Source organism: Bacillus cereus group sp. BfR-BA-01330 (genome assembly GCF_022663885.1).
In the GTDB taxonomy this organism is placed as follows: domain Bacteria; phylum Bacillota; class Bacilli; order Bacillales; family Bacillaceae_G; genus Bacillus_A; species Bacillus_A cereus.
In genome coordinates this window covers 535,813-562,292 of sequence record NZ_JAKUGK010000002.1, presented here as the reverse complement: position 1 = coordinate 562,292, position 26,480 = coordinate 535,813, and the positions used below count along the sequence as shown (strand labels likewise).

Sequence of the window (26,480 nt, the reverse complement as noted above, 5' to 3'; positions counted from 1 at the left end):
TTAGCCGTTTACACTAATTGTAATTTTACTAAGCGCTCTGCAATTTGAACAGAATTCCATGCAGCGCCTTTTAATAAGTTATCAGATACGACCCAAAGATGGAATCCTTTATCGTTATTTAAATCTTTACGGATTCTTCCAACGAATACTTCGTTTTTACCTACTGCAGTAGCTGGCATTGGATATAACTGCTCTTCTGGATTATCTTGTAGAACAATACCTTCCGCATTTGCAAGTAAGCTCTTTAATTCTGCTACTGTTACGCCTTCTTTTTCTACTTCGATGTAAACAGACTCAGAGTGTCCTGATACAACTGGTAAACGTACACATGTTGCCGCTACTTCTAATTCAGGCATATGCATAATTTTTTTCGTTTCGTTAATCATTTTCATTTCTTCAAACGTAAATCCATTATCTTGGAATTTATCAATCTGTGGAATCGCATTAAAAGCAATTGGGAAATGCTTCTTATCACCTGATACAGGAAGAACATTTGCCTTAACTTCTTCGCCATTTAAGATTGCTTGTGATTGTTCATGCAGTTCTTCAATAGCTGCCGCACCAGCACCTGATACAGCTTGATATGTGGAAACGATTACTCGTTTTAAACCATATTGCTGACGAACTGGCTCAAGAGCTACTACCATTTGAATTGTAGAACAGTTTGGATTTGCAATAATACCATTATGTTCTTTTAAGTCGTTTTCATTTACTTCAGGTACAACAAGTGGCACGTTTTCTGTCATACGGAATGCACTTGTATTATCAACAACAATCGCACCGCGTTTTGCTGCTTCTGGCGCTAATTGTTTCGATACAGATCCACCAGCACTAAATAGTGCAATATCTACTCCTTCAAAGCTTTCAGGAGTTGCCTCTTGAACTGTAAATTCTTCGCCTTTAAATACAAGTTTCTTACCTGCAGATCGTTTAGATGAAAGTAACGTTAATTTCCCGATTGGAAATTCTCGTTTCTCTAAAGTATTTAACATTTGTTCACCAACTGCGCCGGTTGCTCCAACTACAGCGACATGAAAAGTTTTTTGCTTTTCCATCACTATGCCCCTTTCTAGATACCAATCCTTCTATAACTTAGAATCAGAAGGAGTATACAATACCCCTTCTAATCTTAATAACGTTAATTTTATCATATTCTACAGTAAGAATGATGGTTTCATCAAAAATTGTCCGTTTTTTTTCGTTTTTTAATTCATATATCTGAATTTTTCTACGACCACCGGTTGCAATTGCTTTCCTTGCAGCGCTTCTAATACTGTATCTTCCAGTAACTCCATACGAGCTACCATTGAGTTCGGTTTTTTCTCTGGCGCATCTTGACCGAATGGGACGAAGTAGATGTTTTTTGTTGCCATTAGGCGCATGAGATTTACCCCATTTAACCCTAAAGCATCATTCGTCGAAACCGCCAATACGACAGGCTTGCCATTTCTTAGCGTCGCTTTTGCTGCCATTAGTACTGGAGAATCTGTCATTGCATTTGCAAATTTACTCATAGAATTTCCTGTTAAAGGAGCGATTACCATGCAGTCTAATGGAATTTTAGGTCCAAGTGGCTCTGCTCCAACAATTGAATTAATTGCTTTAAAACCTGTTATTTCTTCAATCTTCTTAATCCACTCTGCTCCTTCTCCAAATCTAGTATTTGTTGATTGAACAGTGTATGAAACAACAGGACGTACTTCTGCTCCTTCAGCAATTAATTTTTCTAAGTGCGGCATAACTTCCTCATACGTACAATGTGAACCTGTAAATCCGAAACCAATTCGTTTCCCCTTCAAACTCATTTCTTTTCCTCCTCCTTTGCGATTGCATCTGCTGCTAATAACTGAGAAAGAACATTTGCTAAGATTTGCCCAGCCGTTTTTGGGGCAACAATACCTGGTAATCCAGGTGCTAGCAATGCTTTGACTCCTCTTTTTTCCGCATATCTAAAGTCAGTACCGCCTGGTTTAGAAGCTAAATCAATCACTAACGTATGAGCTGGCATTTTTGCAATAACATTCGCTGTTACAACGAGGTGCGGAATCGTATTAATTACAATATCGATATTTCCTACTTCTTTCTCTATGTCTTGCATATGAAAAGGAGAAAACATCATTTCTGTAATACGTGCAATATGTTCAGATCGTCTTGCTCCAACTTTGACATGGGCTCCTAATGATTGAAATGCTCTCGCAACACTCATTCCTGTTCTACCAAATCCTAGAACCATTACATTGGACCCATGAATTGTATAGTCGGTATGTTGAATTACCATCATTAATGTACCTTCTACCGTTGGAATAGAATTGTATATTGCTACATCATCACGATCAAATAATTTAACAAGTTTTCGGTTCGTAGTAGATACGAGATTTTCCAAGTAAGGTGTACCAATACCTGAATATATAGTAAAGTGTTCTGGTGTATTTTCAATTTGTTCTTTCGTTATTGAAACTTTTTCATTTGAAAAAATAGTATCTACTTCTCCTTTGGCATTTGTACCGGCAACCGGCAAAATAATTGCGTCTACAGAAGTGAAATCTAAATTTTGTATACTTTCTTTTGCTGCCCCTGTGAAACCATGATCTAACTGATCAAAACCTATCAAAGAAAGTTTCGCATCCAATTCAACTAGCTTACGAATTACTTCTAGCTGCCTTGCATCTCCTCCTATGACAGCAATATGCATCTCAGTCAACATTCCCTAATTCACCTTCTTTTTCTGTCATTTATAAGAAAAGTGCCTACTTTTTCTTTTTCCTCCACATCATATGTAATGTACGAGTTTATGGTGATTGAAAATCCAAATGCACATATGATTTATCAGGTTTCTATGTAGATACAAAAAAAGATGACCAAAATGGCCATCCTTCACTCCGAATTTGAACGATCTATACTATCACAAAGAAGCATATCGTGTCCGACTTTCTTTATTTGACTCCATGCCACCCTTACTTCTTGTGGTTCCTTTTTAAAACCTCCCCACTTACCTACAGGTATTATAAGTGTTTGTATTTGCCCGTCTTTCTCATTAATCTCTAAATCCATATAACCTAAGACTCCCATTTTTTCCGCTTTTTCTATATCTACAACCTCTTTACCACTTAATTCACTTAATCGCATACACACTCCACTCCCCTACTGAATTTTTCATTTGCATTGTCTATAATTAGTACCTATTCTATATGTATAAAAAAAATAACCTTCTCTCATTTAAAAAGAGAGAAGGTTATTTTTTATACATCGTAAAAATTGATTATAGTTTTATTCCTTTTGGAAGTTTTCCGTCTGGACTAATAAGTGCCGCAGAGAACTCGTCAGTAAACATATTGCGAATTAATCCGTCCACATTTTCTTTTGTTACAGTGTTTACACTTTCAATAATCTCATCAAGTGAACGATGTTTACGAAGAAGCAATTCATTTTTACCGTTACGGCTCATACGGCTATTTGTACTTTCTAAACTTAACATTAAGTTTCCTTTTAATTGCTCTTTACTATTCATAAGCTCTTTTTCTGTAATACCTGTATTTTTCAATGTCTCTAATGTTTCTTGCATTGTTTCATACAATGTATCTAATTGTTGGCTACCTGTTCCACCGTAAAGTGTTAACATGCCTGTATCTTCATAAGAAGAGTGGTAAGAAAATACTGAGTAAGCTAATCCACGTTGCTCACGTACTTCTTGGAATAAACGGCTACTCATGCTACCGCCTAAAACATTATTTAATACAATTAAGTTATAAATATCTTCGTGTCCCATTTGTAAGCCTTTATATCCTAGACATAAATGAGCTTGTTCCGTTTCTTTTTTACGGGCTACCTTATTGAAATGGAAAATTGGGCTATGTACTTGTTCACGGTTTGTTGTTCCTTCATAACTACCGAAATATTGCTCCACTGTTTGTAAAAATGCTTCATCAATATTTCCTGCGATTGATACAACTACATTTTCAGGTGTGTAATGATCTTTTATATATTGACGTAACGTATCACCTGTAAACGTATTAAGCGTTTCTTCTGTTCCTAAAATAGGATATCCAAGTGGATGCGTTTCATATGTTGCTTTCGTTAACATATCATGCACAATATCATCTGGAGCATCTTCGTACATTTTAATTTCTTCACATACGACATTCTTCTCTTTTTTCAGTTCTTCCTCATCAAATGTTGAATTAAAGAACATATCTGCTAAAACATCTAAAGCATATTTAGCATGCTCATCTAATACTTTTGCATAGTAACATGTATATTCTTTTGAAGTAAATGCATTCACTTGACCACCAATGCTATCAAATGATTCTGCAATCTCTCGTGCACTACGTGTTTCTGTCCCTTTAAAGAACATATGCTCTAAAAAGTGAGAAATCCCGTTATTTTTTTCATTTTCATTTCTTGATCCCGCATGGATCCAAATACCAATCGCAACCGATCTTACAGTTGGTATATTCTCCATAACTATTCTTACACCATTTTTACAAGTATATTTTTTAATCAAAAACTTTCCTCCTACTGCCAGTTTCTCTAAATAAGTGCTATTATTTAATGATAACAAGTTTAAGGATGAATGTCATGCAAATGTATTTAATCCACACGTTTTTCATCCAGTAATTCTGTTATATTCCCCACTTTATATCCTTGTTCCTTCAATTTTTTAATCATTGTATCTAATGCTTCTGCCGTTGACGAAGTAGGATGCATTAATACGATAGCACCTGGGTGTATTTTTCTCATTACTCTCTGCAATAGTACATCTGGCTCAGGTCGCTTCCAATCGATTGTATCGACAGTCCACATAATCGTTCCCATTTGGAAATCATCAGCGATTTTCACGACTTCATCTCGAAAACTTCCACTCGGCGGGGCAAACCATCTTACTTTTTGATTCGTTACTACTTCTATCATTCGATTTGTTTTTTGTAACTGCTCTCGTATTTCATTAGACGATAGCGTTTTCATATTAGGGTGCGTATAAGAATGATTTCCGACTTCTTGATTTGCATCGACAATCATTTTTGCAAATCGTAAATTTTCTTTCACCCAACGTCCTTCTAAAAAGAAAGTGGCCTTCACATCATGCTTTTTCAATATCTCTAATATGCGAGGCAAATACTCATTTCCCCATGCCACATTTATTGTTAATCCTACCATTTTTTTATTTGGATGGCCTCTATAAATTGGAGCGGGTGATAAATCTTCTAAATGAACACTCGGTGAGACTTCTTTGAATTCAAGATATTTTTGATCAAATTCCTTTAGCTTCTTCATATTATTATACGATGCTTCAATATCCACTTGTCTTCCATTATATCCAGGTGTTGCCTTCCATATTTTATCAATCATCGCATTTTGAGGTGCAATCTCATACTTTTTTGCATGCTTTTGAATTTCTTCATGCAAGTTATCTTGTGCAAAAACAGAATAAGAGCCTAAACTGACATATAAAGAAAATATACATATGTATGCCAATATACGAACTTTCATATAAACCCTCCCAAATTAACTATATAAAAACATTTTCTTCTTATCTTTGTTAATTTGAGCGTTATAATGAAAACTATACCTATGCTGACATAAAAATATATATAAATCATATTTTTACATAACAAAAAAAGCCAGTTAAACTGGCTTTTACTTATTGCTGCTCTTGTTTGTTTTCTTCTTTAGCAGCTTCTTTTTCTTGCTCTTCTTTTAGCAATACTTTTCTAGATAGATTTACGCGACCTTGCTTGTCAATCTCGATAACTTTAACTGTAATTACATCACCGATTTTTACAACGTCTTCTACTTTACCTACACGCTCAAGTGCAAGTTCAGAAATATGAACTAATCCATCTTTACCGCTGAATAATTCAACGAAAGCACCGAATTTCTCAACACGTTTCACTTTTCCTTCGTAGATTTCACCTACTTGTACTTCGCGAACGATATCTTCGATAATTTTCTTAGCTTTGTCGTTCATTTCTTGGTTTATTGAAGAAATGAATACTGTGCCATCTTGCTCGATGTCAATTTTAACGCCAGTTTCTTCAATAATTTTATTGATTTGTTTACCGCTCGGTCCGATAACGTCACGGATTTTATCTGGATTAATTGTCATTGTAATAATCTTTGGAGCGTACGCTGATAATTCAGTGCGTGGCTCTGGAATAACAGATAACATATGATTTAGAATGTGCACACGACCAACTTTTGCTTGTTGTAATGCCTCTTCTAAAATTTCACGAGATAGACCATCGATTTTAATGTCCATTTGTAGTGCAGTTACACCTTGTGCTGTACCTGCTACTTTAAAGTCCATATCACCTAAATGATCTTCCATACCTTGAATATCAGATAAAATTGTGTAATGCTCACCAGTTTTAACTAGACCCATTGCAATACCTGCAACTGGAGCTTTAAGTGGAACACCAGCATCCATCATTGCTAAAGTACTACCACAAATACTTGCTTGTGAAGTAGAACCATTTGATTCTAAAACTTCAGATACAAGACGTACTGTGTATGGGAAATCTTTTTCAGATGGAAGTACAGGCTCAAGTGCGCGTTCTCCTAGTGCACCGTGACCGATTTCACGACGACCTGGTCCACGCATTGGTCTTGTTTCACCAACACTAAATGATGGGAAATTGTAATGGTGCATAAAGCGTTTTGATTCTTCTACACCAAGACCATCTAAAATTTGCACATCGCCTAATGCACCTAATGTACAAATACTTAATGCTTGTGTTTGTCCACGAGTGAACAAACCAGAACCGTGTGTACGAGATAAAATACCAACCTCTGATGCTAATGGACGGATTTCGTCACCTTTACGGCCATCTGGACGGATTTTTTCAACTGTAATAAGACGACGTACTTCTTCTTTTACAATTTTATATAAAATCTCATTTACTTGTCCTAATGTATCAGCGTCAGCTTCCTGCGCTTCGTAATGCTCAATAACACGCTTTTTCACTTCGTTAATTGCATCTTCACGTGCATGTTTCTCATGTACTTGAATTGCTGAATGCATATCTTCTTCAGCCATTTCACGTACAGCTTGGTTAAGATCAGCGTCAACTTCATAAAGTTTCACTTCTGATTTCTCTTTACCTACAGCTTGTACAATCTCTTCTTGGAATGCAATTAGACGTTTAATTTCGTCATGACCAAACATAATTGCTTCTAACATTGTTTCTTCAGGTACTTGATCTGCTCCTGCTTCAACCATGTTAATCGCATCTTTCGTACCAGCTACAACTAAGTGGATATCACTTTGTTCTTGCTGTTCTACTGTTGGGTTAATAACGAATTCGCCATTAATACGGCCAACTGTCGCACCAGCGATTGGACCTTCAAATGGAATATCTGAAATAGATAACGCTAATGAAGAACCAAGCATAGCTGCCATTTCAGAAGAACAATCTTGATCAACACTCATTACAATGCTGACAACTTGCACTTCGTTACGGAAGCCATCTGCGAATAGCGGACGAATTGGACGGTCGATTAAACGACTTGCCAAAATTGCTTTTTCACTTGGACGACCTTCACGCTTAATAAAACCGCCAGGAATTTTTCCGACTGCATATAAACGCTCTTCATAGTTTACTGTAAGTGGGAAGAAATCTACATTTTTCGCTTCTTTTGATGCAGTTGCTGTAGATAGAACCGCTGTATCGCCATATCTTACTAATACTGCTCCGTTCGCTTGTTTTGCAAGCTGACCAGTTTCAACTGTTAGCTGGCGACCAGCTAAATCTATCGAGAAGACTTGCTTTTCTTGACTCATTTAAGTACCCCTCTCAATTTAAAGTATTCAATTCTTCTATGTAAATGGATAGTATATCACAATATTCTACCTCTAGTATTGCCTAAAATTAAGTAAGCTATAAAGCGTAGAAGATATATTTTTACCTAACAAAAAAGCGGGAATATTCCCGCTTCTTTGACTATCGACGTAAGCCAAGCTTTGTGATTAATTCACGGTAACGTGTGATATCGCTATTACGAAGGTAAGTTAGTAAGTTACGACGTTTACCAACCATCTTTAATAGACCACGACGTGAATGATGATCTTTCTTGTGAGTACGTAAGTGCTCGTTTAGAGTGTTAATTTGCTCCGTTAGGACAGCAATTTGAACCTCTGGAGAACCAGTATCAGTCTCATGAGTTCTAAATTGTGCAATGATTTCATTTTTACGTTCTTGTGTTAAAGCCATCCTATTTCACCTCCTATTAATTAAACCCCCAATTACCTAGCAAGCGTCGGTGAGTCGCAATGCCAAGCAATGGTTGTCATAAAGTACATAACATAGAATACTACTTTTCATTTGAAAAAGCAAGTATATTCTTTTCGCTCATAAAATATTCTTGTGCTGTTTTCTTATCTTTTGCGATTTGTTCAACTAACTCATCAATACCGTTGAATTTCTTTTCTGCTCTTATACGCATATGCCACTCTACTGTAACATTTTGATCGTATATATCTTTGTTAAATTCAAATAAGTGCACTTCAATTGATAATTGACGCTCATCTTCTTTAAAAGTCGGTTTATATCCAATATTACATACACCATCGTACCATTCATCGTGAACTTTTAATCTCACTGCATAAACACCTACAGGTGGCAATAAATACTCATCACTTAAACCTACATTAGCTGTCGGGAAACCAATTTGACGCCCACGTTTGTCGCCGTGTATAACTGTTCCCGCTACAGTATAGGCTCTACCTAAAATAGATGGAATTTGCTCCATTTCGCCATTTCGAATTAACTTTCGTAATGCTGTAGAACTTACTTTCTCTTCTTGAAATTCAACTTTTTCAATCACAGTCTGTGTAAACTCCCCTCTTGCATGAAATGGTAAAGTCTCCATCTTTCCTTTTCCTAAACGTCCATATGAATAATCAAACCCTGCTACTACATGCTTTACATTTAAACCAATAATATAATCATCTACAAATTGTTGCGGTAATAACCCTGCAAATGATTCATCAAATTTAATCACATATAATATATCGATTCCTAAGCTTTCGACTATTTTTTCTTTATCACGCATTGGTGTAATATACTCCACATGCGCATCCTTTTTCCCTAAAACAACAGATGGATGAGGATGAAATGTCATAACTGCACTTTTATATCCTCGTTCGTCCGCTATTTTTTTCGCAGTTCGAATTACACATTGATGTCCTAAATGAATGCCATCAAAAAATCCTAATGCCATTACAGTAGGTGGTAATTCTAATTTATTTTGTTCATGTGGATGAGTTAAATGAATAAGTTTCACGCTTGAATTCACCTTTTTCTGTAATAATCCTTCCAATAATTCATTATAGCTTTAGTTCTTGATTATTCACAAGTACTTTCATCGGCTTTAACATGCCAGGATGTTTCGGATGATGTTCATAAATTGCTAAGCAACGATCATTTTTATCAAACACTGTAATAAATGGTGCTGTTATTTCTAATTCATTCTTTAAGAACATACCATTCTTTATTTTCTCTGCTTGCTTTTCATCTACAACCATTTTTGGAAACTTACTTAATGCTTCATCAATTGAAATGAAGATAGACTCTACTGTTCCATTTTGCACGTTTTCTTCAATTTCTTCAAATGATATGCAATCTTCTAATAAAAATTCACCAGATGCCGTTCTTACAAGGTGAGACATATGTGATGGGAAACCAAGTTTCTCCCCGATCATTACAGCTAACGTTCTTACATATGTTCCTTTACTACACGTTACACGGAAACGGAATGAAATATTTTCTCCTTCAAAAACTTCACGATCATCAAGTAATACGAATTCATGAATTGTAATTGTACGAACTGGACGTTCCACCTCTTGTCCTGCTCTTGCATATTCATATAATTTTTTCCCGTTTACTTTTACAGCCGAGAACATTGGTGGCATTTGTTCAATCGTGCCTGTTAATTCCGCAAGGACTTTCTCTACTTCCATACGAGTAATAGTACGATCTACATTTTTCGTTTCAACAACCTCACCAGAAGCGTCTTCAGTTGTCGTTGAAAACCCTAATGTTACTTCACCTTCATATGTTTTCGTTTCACTTGTTAAAAATTGTGCAATTTTCGTTGCTCTTCCAACGCAAATTGGTAATACTCCTGTTACATCTGGATCTAATGTTCCCGTATGACCAATTCTCTTTTCTCGCAATATCTTTCTTAATTTAAATACACAATCATGTGATGTCATGCCTTTTGGCTTATGTAATAATACTACACCTTCCATATATGTTCACCTCATCATAATTCTTTCGTATTAAATATCCAAAACTTATTTTGCATTGAAAAAATGGATAGACAAATGTCTATCCATTATTCTTCACGTTTACCGTCTTTATTAATTTCATGTAAAAGTGTATCAATTCGATGACCATATCCGATAGACTCATCAAACTCAAAGGTAATTTCCGGTGTTTTACGAAGACGAATACGTTGGCCAATTTCTGAACGAATAAAGCCTTTTGCCTTCGCTAAACCTTTTAAAGTATTTTCTTTCTGTTCTTCGTCACCTAAAACAGAAATATATACTTTAGCAATTTGTAAATCACCACTCACTTGTACATCTGTTACTGTAACAAATCCAATACGTGGGTCTTTAATTTTACGACTGATAATATCGCCTAATTCTTTTTTCATTTGCTCGCCCACACGGTTCGCACGTAATTTCATAACTCTTCACCTCATTCAATACCATTCCAAATGTGTTATTGTACGTTCAATTTCAGGAAATGAATCGATGTACTCAAGTACACGATTCATTTCTTTTTCACAGATAACACGATTTGAGGATACGGAAACAATTGCAATTTCTGTACGTTGCCATACATCTTGGTGCCCAACTTCAGAAACAGCTACATTATAGCGCTGTTTCACACGAGTTAACACACGTTGTAAAATTGCACGTTTCTCTTTTAAAGAATGCACATCGTAAATCATACACTCGAATGAGAGTGAAGCGATAATCATCGCTTCACTTCTTCCATAATATACGCTTCAATGATGTCCCCTTCTTTAAGATCATTATATCTCTCAATTGTAATACCACACTCATAGTTTTGTGCAACTTCTTTTACGTCGTCTTTGAAACGTTTTAACGTATCAAGTTGTCCTTCGAAAATTACTACGCCGTCACGGATAATACGTACGCCACTATCACGCGTAATTTTACCGTCTGTTACATAACAACCTGCGATTGTTCCAACTTTTGTTACTTTAAACGTTTGACGAACTTCTGCTTGACCGATTACTTTTTCTTCGAATTCTGGATCAAGCATACCTTGCATCGCTGCTTCAATCTCTTCGATTACTTTATAAATAATACGGTGTAAACGAATATCAACGTTCTCTAATTCAGCTGTACGCTTCGCGTTCACATCTGGACGTACGTTAAATCCAATTACAATTGCATTAGATGCAGAAGCTAAAATGATATCAGATTCTGTAATCGCACCTACACCAGTGTGAATGATTTTAACTTTTACGCCTTCAACATCAATTTTACGAAGTGATGCTGCCATCGCTTCAACAGAACCTTGTACGTCTGCTTTTACGATTAAGTTAATTTCTTTTACATCGCCCTCTTGGATTTGTTGGAATAAATCTTCAAGGCTTAATTTAGATTTCTCACCACGTTGTGCAACTAACGCTTCTTGTGCACGTGATTCACCAATTTGACGAGCTTTCTTCTCATCAGCGAATGCCATGAAACGATCTCCAGCCTGTGGTACTTCGTTTAAACCAGTAATTTCAACAGGAGTTGATGGACCAGCAACTTTTACACGACGACCAATATCACTTACCATTGCACGAACACGTCCGAATGAAGTTCCAACAACGATTGGATCTCCAACTCGAAGCGTACCGTTTTGAACAAGTAATGTCGCGATAGTTCCTTTACCTTTATCAAGCTGCGCTTCGATTACTGTACCAGTTGCATAGCGGTTTGGATTTGCTTTGTATTCTTCTACTTCACTTACAAGAAGGATCATTTCTAGTAAGTTGTCAATGCCTTCGCCTTGAATTGCAGAAATTGGTACGAAAATAGTATCTCCGCCCCAAGCTTCTGGAACTAATTCATATTCTGTTAGTTCTTGCATTACGCGATCAGGGTTTGCAGCTGGTTTATCCATTTTATTCACAGCAACAATAATTGGTACTCCTGCTGCCTTCGCATGGTTAATTGCTTCAACCGTTTGTGGCATAACACCGTCATCCGCTGCAACAACAAGGATTGTAATATCCGTTACTTGTGCACCACGAGCACGCATCGTTGTAAATGCTGCGTGACCAGGTGTATCTAAGAATGTAATCTTCTTATCGTTTACTTCAACTTGATATGCACCGATATGCTGAGTAATTCCACCCGCTTCGCCTGCAGTTACTTTTGAGTTACGAATAGAATCCAGTAATGTTGTTTTACCGTGGTCAACGTGTCCCATGATTGTAACTACAGCTGGACGTTCTTTTAAGTTCTCTTCATCATCTTGCTCATCAATGAATGTTTCAAACTCAGTCTCGCTCACAATTACTTCTTCTTCTACTTCAATACCGTAGTCGTTAGCAATTAACTCAATTGTATCTTTATCCAAGTCTTGGTTAATTGTTGCCATAATTCCAAGCATGAAGAGCTTCTTAATAATTTCAGATGGCTCTTTGCTTAATTTTTTAGCAAGATCTCCTACTGTAAGGCTTCCAGAGAAAGTAATTTTATCTGGTGTTTCTACAATTTGAGTTTGTTGTCTACCAGCAAAGTTCTCTTGACGTTTGTCTTCGTTTCCTTTGCCTTTTTTCTTTTTCTTATTGCTGTTCTTTTTACTGCGAACAACTTTTTCTTCTACTTCAAACTCATCTGCAACAGAAGGTTTTTCAGTTTGATATTCATTATCTAATTTATTTACTACTTCATCGTCTAACATTGTCATATGATTCGAAACCTCGATATTCATTTCTTTTAGTTTTGTCATAAGATCTTTACTTGAGATATTATGTTTTTTTGCATATTCATGCACTCGAATTTTACTCATACCTTCACCCCCGGTAATTTGTATCGAGCATGCTACGCAGCTTTTTCGCAAAGCCTTCATCTAACACAGCTACAACGACTCGCTCATCTCTCCCAATCGCATGCCCTAATTGTTGTCGATTTTCGACCTTTCTCATTGGTACGTTGTAGTACGTAGTTTTATCTGTGATGCGTTTTGTAGTATTTACTGACGCATCTTCAGATAGCAATACAAGTTTTGCTTTGCCACTTCGTACTTCTTTTAAAACGAGTTCTTCACCCGAAATAATTTTCCGAGCCCGGTTTGCTAGTCCTAAAAACGATTTCCAATCGGACACTTATTTCGACTCCTTCTCAACAAGCTCAAGAAGCTCTTCATATAAAGAACCGTCGATTTTCGCTTTTAGATGATGTTCCAAAACATTTTTCTTTTGAGCTTGAAGAATGCTCTCCTTGTCCTTCGACAAGTAAGCACCTCGTCCTGATTTTTTCCCAGTTAAATCAATGGACACTTCTCCCTCTTTGGAACGAACAATGCGAACGAGCTCTCGTTTTGATTTCATTTCTTGCGTTGCAACACATTTTCGTAACGGAACTTTTCGATTGCTCATACTCATCACCTCTATTCGATTTCGTCTTCCACTGAATCGAATCCAAATGCGATTACGCTATCTTCTTCTGTTACAATACCAAGTTGTTTCGCATCAGACTCACTCTTAATGTCAATTTTCCAGCCTGTTAATTTAGCTGCAAGACGTGCATTTTGTCCACGCTTACCGATAGCTAATGATAGCTGGTGGTCTGGAACAACTACTGTTGTCGCTTTTTCTTCTTCATCTACAAGTACTTTAACAACTTGTGATGGGCTTAATGCATTTGCAACATATTCAACTGGATCATTTGACCAGCGAACGATGTCAATTTTTTCACCTTTTAATTCGTCTACAATGCGTTGTACACGTTGCCCTTTTGGTCCTACACAAGAACCAACTGGATCAACATCAGTGTTCTCTGCATATACAGAGATCTTAGAGCGATCGCCAGCTTCACGTGCTACAGAACGAATTTCTACAGTTCCATCATAGATTTCAGGAACTTCCATTTCGAATAAACGTTTTAAAAGACCAGGATGTGTACGTGATACGTAAATTTGTGGTCCTTTTGTCGTTTTTTCTACTTTCGTAATGAATACGCGAATACGATCATGTGGTTTGTATTGCTCATTAGGCATTTGCTCACTTACAGGTAATAAAGCTTCTACTTTTCCTAAGCTTACATAGATGAAACGAGCATCTTGACGTTGTACAATACCTACCATAATATCTTCTTCACGATCACTAAACTCAGAGTAAATAACACCGCGCTCTGCTTCACGCACTCGTTGTGTTACAACTTGTTTTGCAGTTTGTGCTGCAATACGACCAAAGTCTTTTGGTGTTACTTCAATTTCTAGTACGTCACCATCTTGGTAGTTTGGATTAATTTGTCTTGCTTCCTCTACAGAAATTTCAAGACGTGGATCAAACACATTGTCTACTACGTCTTTACGTGCTAAAACTTGAATTGTTCCCACTTCTGGGTTAAAGCTCACACGAACGTTTTGTGCTTGATTAAAATTGCGCTTATAAGCAGAGATTAAAGCTGCTTCAATCGCATCAATAATAATGTCTTTGCTAATGCCTTTTTCAGATTCTAATACGAGCAAAGCATCTAATAACTCAGTGCTCATGAAGATCCCCCTTCTAACTAAAACGTAACAGCAAGTCGCGCATTTGCGACTTTATCCATCGAAATTTGGATTTCTTTTTTACGTGTTTTAATTGTTAATAATAATGTTATTGTTGTACCATCGTAAGAAAGCAGTTTTCCTTCAAACATCTTTTCACCATCAATCGGCTCATATGTTTTAATTGCCACTTGTTTTCCTACCGCTTGCTGGAAGTCTTTTTCTTTCTTTAATGGGCGTTCCGCTCCAGGAGATGATACATCCAAAAAGTAAAGATGAGGAATTGGGTCCTCTTTATCTAAAGCTTCGCTTAAACGTTCACTTACCGCACCGCATTCTTCAATGTCGACTCCCTTTTCAGAATCGATGAATACGCGTAAGAACCAGTCTTGTCCTTCTTTCACATACTCTACATCTACAAGTTCAAGATTTAACTCTTCAACGATCGGCTGCGCAAATGCTTCTACAACTTCTGTGACTTTCTTATCCATAAACAGCCTCCTTCCTGCCGTCATGTACCATTTAAAAGAAGAAGACCCCGCCAATTTAAAAACGGTCTATCTTATTCTTTCTCGTTAGCTAACAAAAGCCCCTGCTGTTCAGCAGGGATTATCTGTCTTAGTATTACCAAATTTAAGAAGTAAAACTTGTAACAAAATATGTATATACGACAGAAATCTTTTACCTATCTACGTAGATAAAACATAGATAGTAACACGAAAGAGTGGGTTTCCCCACTCTTTTCTTTACACAATATACATGACATGGTTATCTCGGTTAATAGTATATCATAGGAAATGTTGATTTGCAAAGACTTTTCCTACCTACTAGAACAGTGATAACTGGTTTTGATCTGGTAAGTCTCCTAAACAACCTTGGCTATCTAAATACTCAATAATTGTTTTCGAAACCTTACTTCGCTGTTGCAAGTCTTCTTTTGATAAGAAGTCTCCATTTTTACGTGCTTCTACAATACTTAAAGCTGCGTTTGTGCCAAGACCAGGTACTGCATTAAATGGAGGGATTAATGTATCTCCATCAATAATAAATTCTGTTGCATGTGAGCGGTATAAATCCACCTTTTGGAATGAGTATCCACGCTCACACATTTCAAGTGTCATTTCTAGTACCGTTAATAAACTCTTCTCTTTCGGCGCAGCATCGAGTCCCTTTTGAGCAATTTCATCAATTCTTGCACGTATAGATGCTGAACCTTTCGCCATTGCCTCTACATCAAAATCATCTGCACGAACTGTAAAATATGCGGCATAGAATAACAGTGCAAAATGTACTTTAAAGTATGCGATACGTACAGCCATAAGTACGTAAGCAGCCGCATGGGCTTTAGGGAACATGTATTTAATCTTCTTACATGAATCAATATACCAACCTGGTACATTATTATTTTTCATGTCTTCTTCCCATTCTTCCGGTACACCTTTACCTTTACGAACCGACTCCATGATTTTGAAGGCTAATGATGGATCTAGACCTTGATAGATTAAATATACCATGATGTCATCACGACAACCGATAACTTCGCTCAGCGTACATGTACCGTTATAAATTAACTCGTTTGCATTACCAAGCCATACGTCGGTACCATGTGATAGTCCAGAAATTTGGACTAACTCTGAGAATGTCGTCGGTTTTGTCTCTTCTAACATCTGTCTTACGAATTTTGTACCAAACTCTGGTATACCAAGTGTACCTGTTTTACAGTTAATTTGTTCTTCCGTTACCCCTAACGATTCTGGACCAGAGAAAATTTTCATTACTTCTGGATCATCCGTTGGGATTGTTTTCGGATCAATACCACTTAAATCTTGTAACATACGAATAACGGTCGGATCATCGTGTCCTAGTATATCAAGTTTCAATAAATTATCATGAATCGAGTGGAAATCAAAATGCGTTGTTCTCCATTCAGCACCAATTGAATCAGCTGGATACTGTATTGGTGAGAAATCAAAGATATCCATGTAATCTGGCACAACGATAATACCGCCTGGATGCTGTCCTGTTGTACGTTTTACACCGGTACACCCTGCTACTAAGCGATCAATCTCTGCATTTCGAATCGTTAAGTTATGATCATTTGCATAACCTTTTACATATCCGTAAGCAGTTTTTTCCGCAACTGTACCAATCGTTCCTGCACGATATACATAGTCTTCACCGAACAGTACTTTCGTATAGTTATGGGCACGTGGTTGGTATTCCCCGGAGAAGTTCAAATCGATATCGGGTACCTTATCTCCTTTAAATCCAAGGAATGTTTCGAACGGAATGTCATGTCCATCTTTTACATATGGAATATTACAAGCAGGACATTCTTTATCTGGTAAGTCAAAACCAGAGCCTACAGAACCATCATTAAAGAATTCTGATTGCTTACACTTCGGACATACATAGTGTGGTGGTAATGGGTTTACTTCTGTAATTTCCATCATCGTTGCAACAAATGATGATCCTACCGATCCACGCGAACCTACTAGATATCCGTCTACTAACGATTTTTTCACAAGCTTATGTGAAATTAAATAAATTACGGCGAATCCATGCCCAATAATACTTTTTAATTCTTTTTCTAAACGTGCTTCTACAATTTCCGGTAGCTCTTCACCATAAATGCTACGCGCCATTTTATAACTCATATCACGCGTTTCATCATCAGCACCTTCAATTTTCGGTGTGTATAGATCGTCTTTTACTGGATGCACATCACCAATTAATGACGCAATCTTTTGTGTATTTGTTACAACAACTTCTTTCGCTTTATCTTCACCTAAGAATGAAAAACATTCTAACATTTCATCAGTTGTACGGAAATGTACTGGCGGTAATGAATGTCGATTTAACGGATTGGCTCCGCCCTGCGAACTGACTAAAATTTTACGATACATTGCATCCTCAGGGTCTAAATAATGCACGTTTCCTGTAGCAACAACTGGTTTATCTAACGTCTCACCTAGTTTTACTAAGTTAGAAATAATTGTTTTTAATTGACCTTCGTCTCGAACAAGTTCACGTTCTACTAAATGACGCAACACCTCTGGAGGCATTACTTCAATGTAATCATAGAACTGGGCAATTTCTTCTACCTCTTCAGGTGCCTTTTGCATCATTGCCTCGAAAACTTCACCTTTATCACAAGCCGTTCCTACTAAAATTCCTTCACGGTATTTTTTTAATAGTGACCTCGGCACACGTGGTACACGGTAAAAGTAATTAAGGTGAGAATATGAAACAAGTTTATATAAATTTTTCAATCCAACATCTGATGTGGCAAGTAACGTCATATGACTTGGACGGCCACGCTTATACGCATCCCCTTGTCCCATGCTATCATTTAATTGATCGTGATATTCAAATCCCTTTTCAATTACGTCTTTCAACATTTTCACAAGTAAATATCCCGTCGCTTCTGTATCATAAATCGCACGGTGATGTTGTGTTAATTCAATATCAAGTTTTTTACACATCGTATTTAATCGATGATTTTTCATTTCTGGGAATAAGAATCGTGCAAGTTCTAACGTATCAATAACGGGGTTATTCGTTTTTTCTAGTCCAGCCTTTTTAAAACCTACGTTAATAAAGCCCATATCAAAGCTCGCATTATGGGCAACAAGTGTATGGTCGCCCATCCATTCCTCAAACTTTTTAAACACTTCGTCCACTTCAGGTGCATCAGTTAACATATCATCTGTAATACCTGTTAATTCAATGATCGTCGCCGATAATGGTTGATGCGGATTTGCAAAAGATTCAAAGCGGTCAATAATTTCGCCACCCTTTACTTTTACAGCAGCCAACTCAATAACTGTATCGTATACAGCTGATAAACCTGTCGTCTCAACGTCGAAAACAACATACGTTTCCTCTGCAAGTAAACGATGCGCTTCGTTATATGCTATCGGTACACCATCATTAACTAAATTTGCTTCTACACCATATATAACTTTAACTCCAGCCTTCTTCCCCGCAGAATACGCCTCTGGGAAAGACTGAGCCACGGCATGGTCTGTAACCGCAATAGCCTCATGTCCCCATTTACCAGCTTGAGCAACAAGCTTAGAAACTGGAGTGACAGCGTCCATTTGACTCATCGGAGTATGGAGATGCAGCTCTACTCGTTTTTCGCCTTCTGGTGCTTTATCTTTACGAGACGGTCCTGTGATTTCATTAATATCATTTGCAATCATTACTAAATCTCGAACGAATGTATCGTTTTGAACAGAACCACGCGCTTTCACCCACATTCCTTTTTTCAAGGATTGCAGCATTGGAATATCTTCTTTGTCACGCGAGAACATTTTGATCATAATAGAATCCGTATAATCCGTTATTTTTAAAGTTAATAACGTACGTCCACTACGAAGCTCTTTTGTTTCTACATGGAAGACATATCCTTGAACCGTTTTTCTTCTTTCTTCATCTTGAATTTCTCGCATCGGTGTAATCTCTTCATCTGGCTTAATAAGATACCCGAGTGTAATCGGTCCTTCATACACAACGCTGCTTTCTTCAGCTTGCTTCTTCGCCATTTCTTCCATAGCTTGTATAACACGCTCGCGGTCTTCTTGCTGCGTTTGTTCACGAAACTTTTGCATTTCTTCTGTATTTTGCTGTATATGTGTGTCTAACTGAAAACGCGGGAATCCAAAAACTTCGTATTGATCCCCTACTGGTTTCGCAACGTTTTTCTTTAAAGCAGTAGACTCCAACTCGTTATTCACATTTATTAGCAACTTCACTCCATTCACCTGTGGAAGCTGCTTCTTTAAGTATGCGAACATAGGTGAAAATGTAATTCGTTCCGTACAAAGCGGCCAATACGCCCTCACTTCTTCTTCTGTAAATTGTTTATTCTCTGTTTCTAATGCAAATGTTGTTCTTGCAATATGAGAAAATGATTGCTTAAGCTTTGTTTCTAGCAATTCATATAATTCTGTAGGCAAAATACGTGGCACTTGTAAATCAAAATGCCAACTTTTATTCGCTTTATCAATAACGAGCCTTTCAATACCACCGCCTTGTAAATATTGATTTATAAGGTCGTCTGGTATTTGCAACTGCTGGAGCAAAATTTGAAATCGCTCTTGTTGTTCATTTGTTAAAGACATAAGCACTCTCCTTCCATTTGCTATTATAAATTGAAACGTACCACAAAGAAAGATTTCTCACCTCTTCTTTTACAAAATACGTTTACAAAGAAAGAGAAGGTACCCCATTACGAGGTACCTCTTCTTATTTTAAAATATTTGCAATATATGTTTGAAGTTCTTCTACTTTTACTTCTTCAGACTCACCTGTAGCACGTACTTTCACTTCTACAATACCTTCGTCTGCTTTTTTACCAACTGTAACACGAACTGGAAGACCAAATAAATCTGCATCTGCAAATTTAACACCTGCACGTTCTGCACGATCGTCTAATAACACTTCATAGCCTTGTTCTTGTAATGAGTTGTAGATATTTTCACCCATTTCACGTTGTGCATCCGATTTCATATTTACTGGAATTACATGCACATGGAACGGTGCTACAGCTTTTGGCCAAACTAAGCCGTTCTCATCGTTAAACTGCTCTGCAATTGCTGCCACTGTACGAGATACCCCGATACCGTAACAACCCATAATAAGTGGTTGTGTTTTTCCGTTTTCATCCAGGAATGTTGCGTTCATTGCTTCACTATAACGAGTTCCTAATTTGAATACATGACCAACTTCAATTCCGCGTGCAAAAAGAATTGTTCCGTTTCCATCTGGAGATTGGTCTCCTTCTTGGATGAAGCGTAAATCTGTATATTGACTTACTTTAAAGTCACGTTCTGGATTTACATTTACATAATGGAATCCTTCTTCATTCGCTCCTGAACATCCGTTAACAATTGATGCTACAGCATGATCAGCAATAATTTCGATATCACCTGTTACATTAATCGGTCCTAATGAACCAACTTCACAATTTAATAATGCTTTTACTTCTTCATGAGAAGCAAGCTCAACAACTGAAGCGCCGTATACATTTTTCACTTTCACATCGTTTACTTCGTGATCACCACGAACAAGTACCACTACTAATTTCTCATCTACTTTAAACACCATAGACTTAATGCACTTGTCAGCTGCAATGTTTAAGAATGCAGATACTTCTTCAATTGCTTTTTGGTCTGGTGTTGCTACTTTTTCAAGTGCTTTTTCTGCTTCGTCACTCTTCGTATACGTAGCTACAACAGGAGCCATTTCGATGTTTGCTGCATAATCAGATGTGTCAGAGTATGCAATTGTATCTTCACCAACATCAGATAATACCATAAATTCATGTGTATCTTTTCCGCCCATTGCTCCAGAATCAGCAATAACTGCACGGAAATTCAAGCCACAGCGAGCAAAAATGTTAGAGTATGCTTTATATAAACGATCGTATACTTCATCTAAGCTCTCTTGTGTAGCATGGAAAGAGTATGCATCTTTCATTAGAAACTCTCTTCCACGTAATAAGCCGAAACGAGGTCTTTGCTCATCACGGAATTTTGTTTGAATTTGGTATAATGTTAACGGTAATTTTTTATATGATTTCACTTCATCACGCACAAGATCCGTAATTACTTCCTCATGTGTCGCTCCTAATGCGAATTCACGAGCATTACGATCTTTCATACGCATTAATTCAGATCCGTAAGAATACCAACGACCTGATTCTTGCCATAATTCCGCAGCTTGCATAGCTGGCATTAATAATTCTACAGCTCCTGCGCGCTCCATTTCTTCTCGAACGATACGTTCTACTTTGTGTAATACTTTTAATCCAAATGGTAGAAAGCTATAAATACCAGAAGCATTTTGACGCATAAAACCTGCACGAAGTAATAGCTGATGACTCTTAATTTCAGCATCAGCTGGAACTTCACGTAATGTAGGACTGAATACCATACTTTGTTTCATTTATTTGCACCTCTTCATTTTACTCTTACACGCAGTAAAACCCCTCACCTCGAGTTAGGTGAGGGATTTTATTCTACGAGCTCTATTTCATTATAAGTTTCACTTTATTTTACAAGAAAAACTTACGAATGTCATTCCAAGTTACAACTAACATAAGTAACATTAATAATGCAAAACCAATAAAGTGAACCATTCCTTCTTTTTGGCGATCAATTGGTTTCCCTCGTAACGCTTCAATTAAGAAGAAGAATAAACGGCCACCATCTAAAGCAGGAACTGGTAATAAATTAAATAAACCAAGATTAATGCTTAGAACTGCAGCTAAACTTAGTACACGCGTAAACCCATAATCTACAACTTGATCTGTTAGATTATAAATTCCTACTGGACCTGATAACTCATTAATAGAAAATTGACCAGTTACTAATTTAACAAGAGATTCAAAAATTAGTTTCGTCCATTGGTACGTTTGTTCAAATCCTGATTTAATAGAACCCATTACTGTTTTCTCTACAGGAGAATACACACCGATTCTACCAACTTCGTCTTTTCCTTCTTTATCGAGTGTTGGCGTTACTTTCACATTAAACTGTTCATTATCACGCTTTACTTGTAACGTAATTTCTTTATTTGGGTTTTCACGTACAATAGTAACAACATCTTTCCATGTACTTGTGTTTTTCCCATCAATAGCTTGAATTGTATCATTCTCTTTCAATCCAGCTTGCTGTGCTGCACTGTTATCCATCACTTTTCCGACCATTGGTTTGTCAATAGGAACCCCTTGTACAAATCCAAGAATCACAAAAATAACAAATGCTAAAATGAAGTTCATTGCAGGACCCGCAAAGATTGTTAAAGCGCGTTGCCCTAGTTTTTTCGAGCCAAATTGTCTATTATACGGAGCAATTTGAATTTCTTCCCCCGCAGTAATAATACGAGCCTTTTCATTCACTCGGAATGTTTGAAGCTCTTCCTCGTACTCTTCATAGCCCGAAATTGTTAAATTATGCTCCAAATCAGCTTGTTCGACTTCAATAACACGAACATTTGGATACTTTTCATATCCATCAAAAACTAATTTCACAACTTCGTCTTTTTCATTTAATACAAGGCCAACCTTTTTCCCAGGCTTTAACTCAACTGTGTCCGCATCCTCGCCGGCCATTCTTACATAGCCACCAAGGGGCAGTAATCGAATCGTATACACCGTTTCATTCTTTTCAAATGAGAATATTTTCGGACCAAAACCAATCGCAAACTCGCGGCATAAAATACCTGCTCTTTTTGCGAAATATAGATGCCCTAGCTCATGGAAAAATACGAGTGCACCGAAAATTAATATAAAGGCAATCGCTGTATTCAATTCCATAACCACCTTTGCTAAATTTGTTCCATCACAAACCGTCTTGTGGCCGCATCAATTTCCAAAATTTCCTCTAAGCTCGGTCGTGCAATGACATTGTGATGGTTCATTGCTTTTTCAATGAGGTCTTCCACTGTTAAGAAACCAATTCTCTTTTGTAAAAAGGCTTCAACAGCTACTTCATTCGCTGCGTTCATTACAGCTGGCATACTTCCACCTGCTTTTCCAGCTTCATACGCAAAACGTAAACAACGGAATCGTTCTTGGTCCATTTTCTCAAAATGCAACGTCCCTATTTCCCATAAGTTTAACTGTTTTGTGTCTGAAAGAGGCAATCTATCAGGATATGTAAGTGCGTATTGAATTGGTACTCGCATATCAGGTGAACCAAGCTGCGCCATTACACTACGATCTTCAAATTCAACCATAGAATGGATAATACTTTCTTTATGTAAAACAACATCGATTTGCTCATAAGGGATACCAAAAAGCCAATGTGCTTCAATTACTTCTAGTCCCTTATTCATCATTGTAGCAGAATCAATTGTAATTTTCGAACCCATTGACCAGTTTGGATGTCGAAGCGCATCTTCTACGGTCACATGATGCAATTCATCCCTCGTTTTATCACGGAAACTTCCACCAGAAGCCGTTATAATAAGACGAGAAATTCTTTTTTCATTTTCACCATTCAAGCACTGAAAAATAGCCGAATGTTCACTATCTACTGGAAGTAACGAAACATTATGTTTTCGTGCTGCTTCCATTACAAGATGTCCTGCAGTTACTAACGTTTCTTTATTTGCAATTCCAATTGTTTTTTTCGCCTCAATTGCACGAAGTGTTGGTAACAACCCTACGCTACCTACAACAGCATTTACTACAATCTCCGCATCTGGATGTAATGCTACTTCTAAAAGTCCTTCACTACCATATACAATTTTTGTATTACCAGAAACAGATTGTAATTTTAAAACATCTTCCTCTCTTTGCACAGAGACGATTTGCGGAGAAAATTCTTGAATTACCTTTACTGCGTAGTCAATATTTTTCCCTACAGAAAAAGCAACGAGACGGAATTGGTCTGGGTGCGAGCGTAATACATCTAAAGTTTGTGTACCAATTGATCCGCTTGCACCTAATAAACTAATGTTTTTCATGACTCCAACCCCTCGTTCATTTATTAATTGTATTGTAATAAGAAGTAGAGAATTGGTAAAACGAATAACCAACTATCTGTTCGGTCTAATATACCACCATGCCCAGGTAAAATTGTACCTGAATCCTTTACGCCATAATGACGTTTAAAAGCAGATTGTACTAAATCACCAATTTGTCCAAAAATAGAAATGATAATTGTCAGCACAATTAAAATTACTACATTCGATTCGACTGGGAAGAACACGTTGTAAACAAGTGCCACAATAATTCCACAAACGATACCGCCTAATGAACCTTCAATCGTTTTATTCGGACTAATTTCTGGCCACAATTTTCTCTTGCCCAATGCTTTTCCTACGAAATATGCGCCTGAATCAGTAGCCCATATAACAAATAATGCGCAAAATACATATTTAATTCCTAATATTCTCGTTTCATTTAAATATAAGAATCCCATTGCCACATATGTCGTTGCCATCAGTAAAAATGAAGCATTATCAAAAGTAAATGTATTCTTAGAAAGGACTGTATATGATAAAAGTAATAAAACAATCACAAATGTGATTTCCAATTTACCTAATCCAATCCATGTAAACAGTTCTGATGCACTACTTGGAATTAAAAGAATCCACAATAATACTGCAGCTAAAACTGTCGGTACTGAAATAAGCGTAAGCTTATTCATACGAATTAATTCATATAAACCTATAGAAGCAAGTGCATACACTAAAACCGTAAAAGGCACGCCACCGTATATTACGATGGGAATGAATAGCGCGGCAGCAACCACTCCAGTAATAATTCTCTGTTTCACTATCAAACCCTCTCTTTCTACACGCCTCCGAATCTGCGCCCTCTATGTTGAAAGTCAGTAATCGCATTTAGCAAATGTTCTTCTTTGAAGTCTGGCCAATACACGTCTGTAAACCAAAACTCCGAATATGCAATTTGCCATAACATGAAATTACTAATACGTAGCTCTCCGCTTGTTCGGATTAACAACTCTGGATCAGGTAAAGAACTCGTCATTAAGTAGGAGGAAAGCATTTCTTCACTTACCTCTTCAGAACGAATTTTTCCTTCCTCATTATCTTTCATCATATGTTGCACAGCAGAAACGATTTCATCTCGACTTCCATAGTTTAACGCGAAATTAAGAATTAATCCCGTATTCTCTTTCGTATCTTCCATGGCTTTCTCCATCGCTCTGCGTGTATGCGTAGGAAGACGATCTTTTTGCCCTATTACTCGGACTTGTACGTTTTCTTCAATCAATTCTGGTAAAAATGTACCTAGAAATTCTTCTGGAAGCTTCATTAAATAATCAACTTCCTTTTTCGGTCTTTTCCAGTTCTCAGTTGAAAAAGCATAGAGAGTTAACACTTTCACATTAAGTTTACTTGCAAATTTTGTAATTTTCTTTACAACTTGCATACCTTCATGATGTCCCGCAATACGAGGCATTGCTCTCCTCTTTGCCCATCTTCCATTCCCATCCATAATGATGGCAATATGTTCTGGGATATATCCTTTTTTCACTTCTTCAACGAGATGATCAAACGATGTGTCCTTTTTACCTTTAAAAAAAGGAAAGTTTTTAAACATCATTCATACCCTCCAGCAAGCAGACGTATGCCTAAAAGTGTAAAAAGACCCCCTTAAGAAGAGGGTCATATTTGCGAAGTTATCGCTATTACACTTCCATGATTTCTTTTTCTTTGTTTTTTGCGATTTCGTCAACTTTTGCAATATATTTATCTGTTTCTTTTTGGATATCTTCAGTATATCCTCTTAAATCATCTTCTGTAATCTCGCCAGCTTTTTCAAGCTTCTTAAGATCATCATTTCCGTCACGACGTACGTTACGAACAGCAACTTTTGCTTCTTCAGCATATTTTTTCACAACTTTTACAAGATCACGACGACGCTCTTCTGTTAGTGCAGGGAATGCAATACGAATTACAGTTCCATCATTAGAAGGGTTTAAGCCTAAATCTGCTTTTAAAATTGCTTTTTCAATATCACCGATAGAAGTTTTATCATAAGGTTGAATTACTAGTAAACGCGCTTCTGGAACTGTAATGTTCGCTAATTGCACAACTGGTGTTGGTGCACCATAGTAATCAACTTGTACCTTATCTAATACAGACGCGTTTGCACGACCAGCACGAACTGTTGCTAATTCACGAGAATAAGCAGCAACTGCTTTTTCCATTTTTTCATTTGAAGACTTCAATACTTGTTGTCCCATA

24 protein-coding genes are annotated in these 26,480 nt (G+C 37.1%); all 24 read right to left on the bottom strand.

Annotated features, from left to right (window positions below; translation table 11 throughout):
- Positions 1–8: 8 nt before the first annotated feature.
- The 24 genes from asd to frr all read right to left on the bottom strand — a co-directional run bounded on the left by asd (position 9) and on the right by frr (position 26,479).
- Positions 9–1,055 (bottom strand): aspartate-semialdehyde dehydrogenase, encoded by a 1,047-nt coding sequence (asd, locus tag MR112_RS08755; protein WP_000414846.1) that lies wholly within the window; start codon positions 1,053–1,055, stop codon positions 9–11.
- 150 nt (positions 1,056–1,205) lie between these two features.
- On the bottom strand, positions 1,206–1,805 hold the full coding sequence (dpaB, locus tag MR112_RS08750) for a dipicolinate synthase subunit B (protein WP_000053596.1): 600 nt from the start codon (positions 1,803–1,805) through the stop codon (positions 1,206–1,208).
- Positions 1,802–2,704, bottom strand: a complete 903-nt coding sequence (dpaA, locus tag MR112_RS08745; protein WP_000954735.1) for a dipicolinic acid synthetase subunit A — start codon at positions 2,702–2,704, stop codon at positions 1,802–1,804. The genes dpaB and dpaA overlap by 4 nt, the downstream gene beginning before the upstream one ends.
- 170 nt (positions 2,705–2,874) lie before the next feature.
- On the bottom strand, positions 2,875–3,126 hold the full coding sequence (locus tag MR112_RS08740) for a YlmC/YmxH family sporulation protein (protein WP_001239759.1): 252 nt from the start codon (positions 3,124–3,126) through the stop codon (positions 2,875–2,877).
- Positions 3,127–3,259: 133 nt separating this feature from the next.
- Entirely contained in the window at positions 3,260–4,501 is a 1,242-nt protein-coding gene (locus MR112_RS08735) for a M16 family metallopeptidase (RefSeq protein ID WP_000592996.1), read from the bottom strand.
- An 86-nt stretch (positions 4,502–4,587) separates the two neighbouring features.
- The gene (locus tag MR112_RS08730; RefSeq protein ID WP_211477793.1) at positions 4,588–5,487 is read right to left on the bottom strand and encodes a polysaccharide deacetylase family protein; all 900 of its coding nucleotides are present in this window, start codon (positions 5,485–5,487) and stop codon (positions 4,588–4,590) included.
- Positions 5,488–5,638: 151 nt separating this feature from the next.
- Entirely contained in the window at positions 5,639–7,777 is a 2,139-nt protein-coding gene (gene pnp, locus MR112_RS08725; RefSeq protein WP_242244882.1) for a polyribonucleotide nucleotidyltransferase, read from the bottom strand.
- A gap of 160 nt (positions 7,778–7,937) precedes the next feature.
- Positions 7,938–8,207 (bottom strand): 30S ribosomal protein S15, encoded by a 270-nt coding sequence (gene rpsO, locus MR112_RS08720; RefSeq protein ID WP_001229392.1) that lies wholly within the window; start codon positions 8,205–8,207, stop codon positions 7,938–7,940.
- 100 nt (positions 8,208–8,307) lie between these two features.
- Positions 8,308–9,279, bottom strand: a complete 972-nt coding sequence (gene ribF, locus MR112_RS08715) for a bifunctional riboflavin kinase/FAD synthetase (protein WP_000766706.1) — start codon at positions 9,277–9,279, stop codon at positions 8,308–8,310.
- A gap of 43 nt (positions 9,280–9,322) precedes the next feature.
- Complete coding sequence (gene truB / locus MR112_RS08710) at positions 9,323–10,246, bottom strand: tRNA pseudouridine(55) synthase TruB (RefSeq protein WP_000399352.1); 924 nt, start codon at positions 10,244–10,246, stop codon at positions 9,323–9,325.
- 86 nt (positions 10,247–10,332) lie between these two features.
- Positions 10,333–10,689: a 30S ribosome-binding factor RbfA gene (gene rbfA, locus MR112_RS08705; protein WP_000776437.1), complete on the bottom strand. Its 357-nt coding sequence runs from the start codon at positions 10,687–10,689 to the stop codon at positions 10,333–10,335.
- 15 nt (positions 10,690–10,704) lie between these two features.
- On the bottom strand, positions 10,705–10,986 hold the full coding sequence (locus MR112_RS08700) for a DUF503 domain-containing protein (RefSeq protein ID WP_000582363.1): 282 nt from the start codon (positions 10,984–10,986) through the stop codon (positions 10,705–10,707).
- Positions 10,983–13,043, bottom strand: coding sequence for a translation initiation factor IF-2 (gene infB / locus MR112_RS08695; protein WP_000036343.1), 2,061 nt, complete (start codon positions 13,041–13,043; stop codon positions 10,983–10,985). Before infB ends, MR112_RS08700 begins: the two co-directional genes overlap by 4 nt.
- A gap of 4 nt (positions 13,044–13,047) precedes the next feature.
- The gene (locus MR112_RS08690; protein ID WP_001286523.1) at positions 13,048–13,359 is read right to left on the bottom strand and encodes a YlxQ family RNA-binding protein; all 312 of its coding nucleotides are present in this window, start codon (positions 13,357–13,359) and stop codon (positions 13,048–13,050) included.
- Positions 13,360–13,632 (bottom strand): RNase P modulator RnpM, encoded by a 273-nt coding sequence (gene rnpM, locus MR112_RS08685; RefSeq protein ID WP_000071127.1) that lies wholly within the window; start codon positions 13,630–13,632, stop codon positions 13,360–13,362.
- 11 nt (positions 13,633–13,643) lie between these two features.
- Complete coding sequence (gene nusA, locus MR112_RS08680; protein ID WP_000102604.1) at positions 13,644–14,750, bottom strand: transcription termination factor NusA; 1,107 nt, start codon at positions 14,748–14,750, stop codon at positions 13,644–13,646.
- Positions 14,751–14,767: 17 nt separating this feature from the next.
- Positions 14,768–15,238, bottom strand: coding sequence for a ribosome maturation factor RimP (gene rimP / locus MR112_RS08675; protein ID WP_000359096.1), 471 nt, complete (start codon positions 15,236–15,238; stop codon positions 14,768–14,770).
- A gap of 336 nt (positions 15,239–15,574) precedes the next feature.
- Complete coding sequence (locus tag MR112_RS08670) at positions 15,575–19,876, bottom strand: PolC-type DNA polymerase III (protein ID WP_000060005.1); 4,302 nt, start codon at positions 19,874–19,876, stop codon at positions 15,575–15,577.
- A 124-nt stretch (positions 19,877–20,000) separates the two neighbouring features.
- Positions 20,001–21,701 carry a proline--tRNA ligase gene (locus tag MR112_RS08665; RefSeq protein WP_000814299.1) on the bottom strand — a complete coding sequence of 567 codons (1,701 nt, stop codon included), beginning with the start codon at positions 21,699–21,701 and terminating at the stop codon, positions 20,001–20,003.
- Positions 21,702–21,810: 109 nt separating this feature from the next.
- Positions 21,811–23,067 carry an RIP metalloprotease RseP gene (gene rseP, locus MR112_RS08660; RefSeq protein WP_001090243.1) on the bottom strand — a complete coding sequence of 419 codons (1,257 nt, stop codon included), beginning with the start codon at positions 23,065–23,067 and terminating at the stop codon, positions 21,811–21,813.
- A gap of 17 nt (positions 23,068–23,084) precedes the next feature.
- Positions 23,085–24,227 carry a 1-deoxy-D-xylulose-5-phosphate reductoisomerase gene (gene dxr / locus MR112_RS08655; protein ID WP_000790373.1) on the bottom strand — a complete coding sequence of 381 codons (1,143 nt, stop codon included), beginning with the start codon at positions 24,225–24,227 and terminating at the stop codon, positions 23,085–23,087.
- Between the two features lie 23 nt (positions 24,228–24,250).
- Positions 24,251–25,042, bottom strand: a complete 792-nt coding sequence (gene cdsA / locus MR112_RS08650) for a phosphatidate cytidylyltransferase (protein ID WP_000813592.1) — start codon at positions 25,040–25,042, stop codon at positions 24,251–24,253.
- Positions 25,043–25,059: 17 nt separating this feature from the next.
- Complete coding sequence (gene uppS / locus MR112_RS08645) at positions 25,060–25,836, bottom strand: isoprenyl transferase (RefSeq protein ID WP_000971296.1); 777 nt, start codon at positions 25,834–25,836, stop codon at positions 25,060–25,062.
- A gap of 85 nt (positions 25,837–25,921) precedes the next feature.
- On the bottom strand, positions 25,922–26,479 hold the full coding sequence (frr, locus tag MR112_RS08640; protein ID WP_000531501.1) for a ribosome recycling factor: 558 nt from the start codon (positions 26,477–26,479) through the stop codon (positions 25,922–25,924).
- Between the last annotated feature and the right edge of the window lies 1 nt (position 26,480).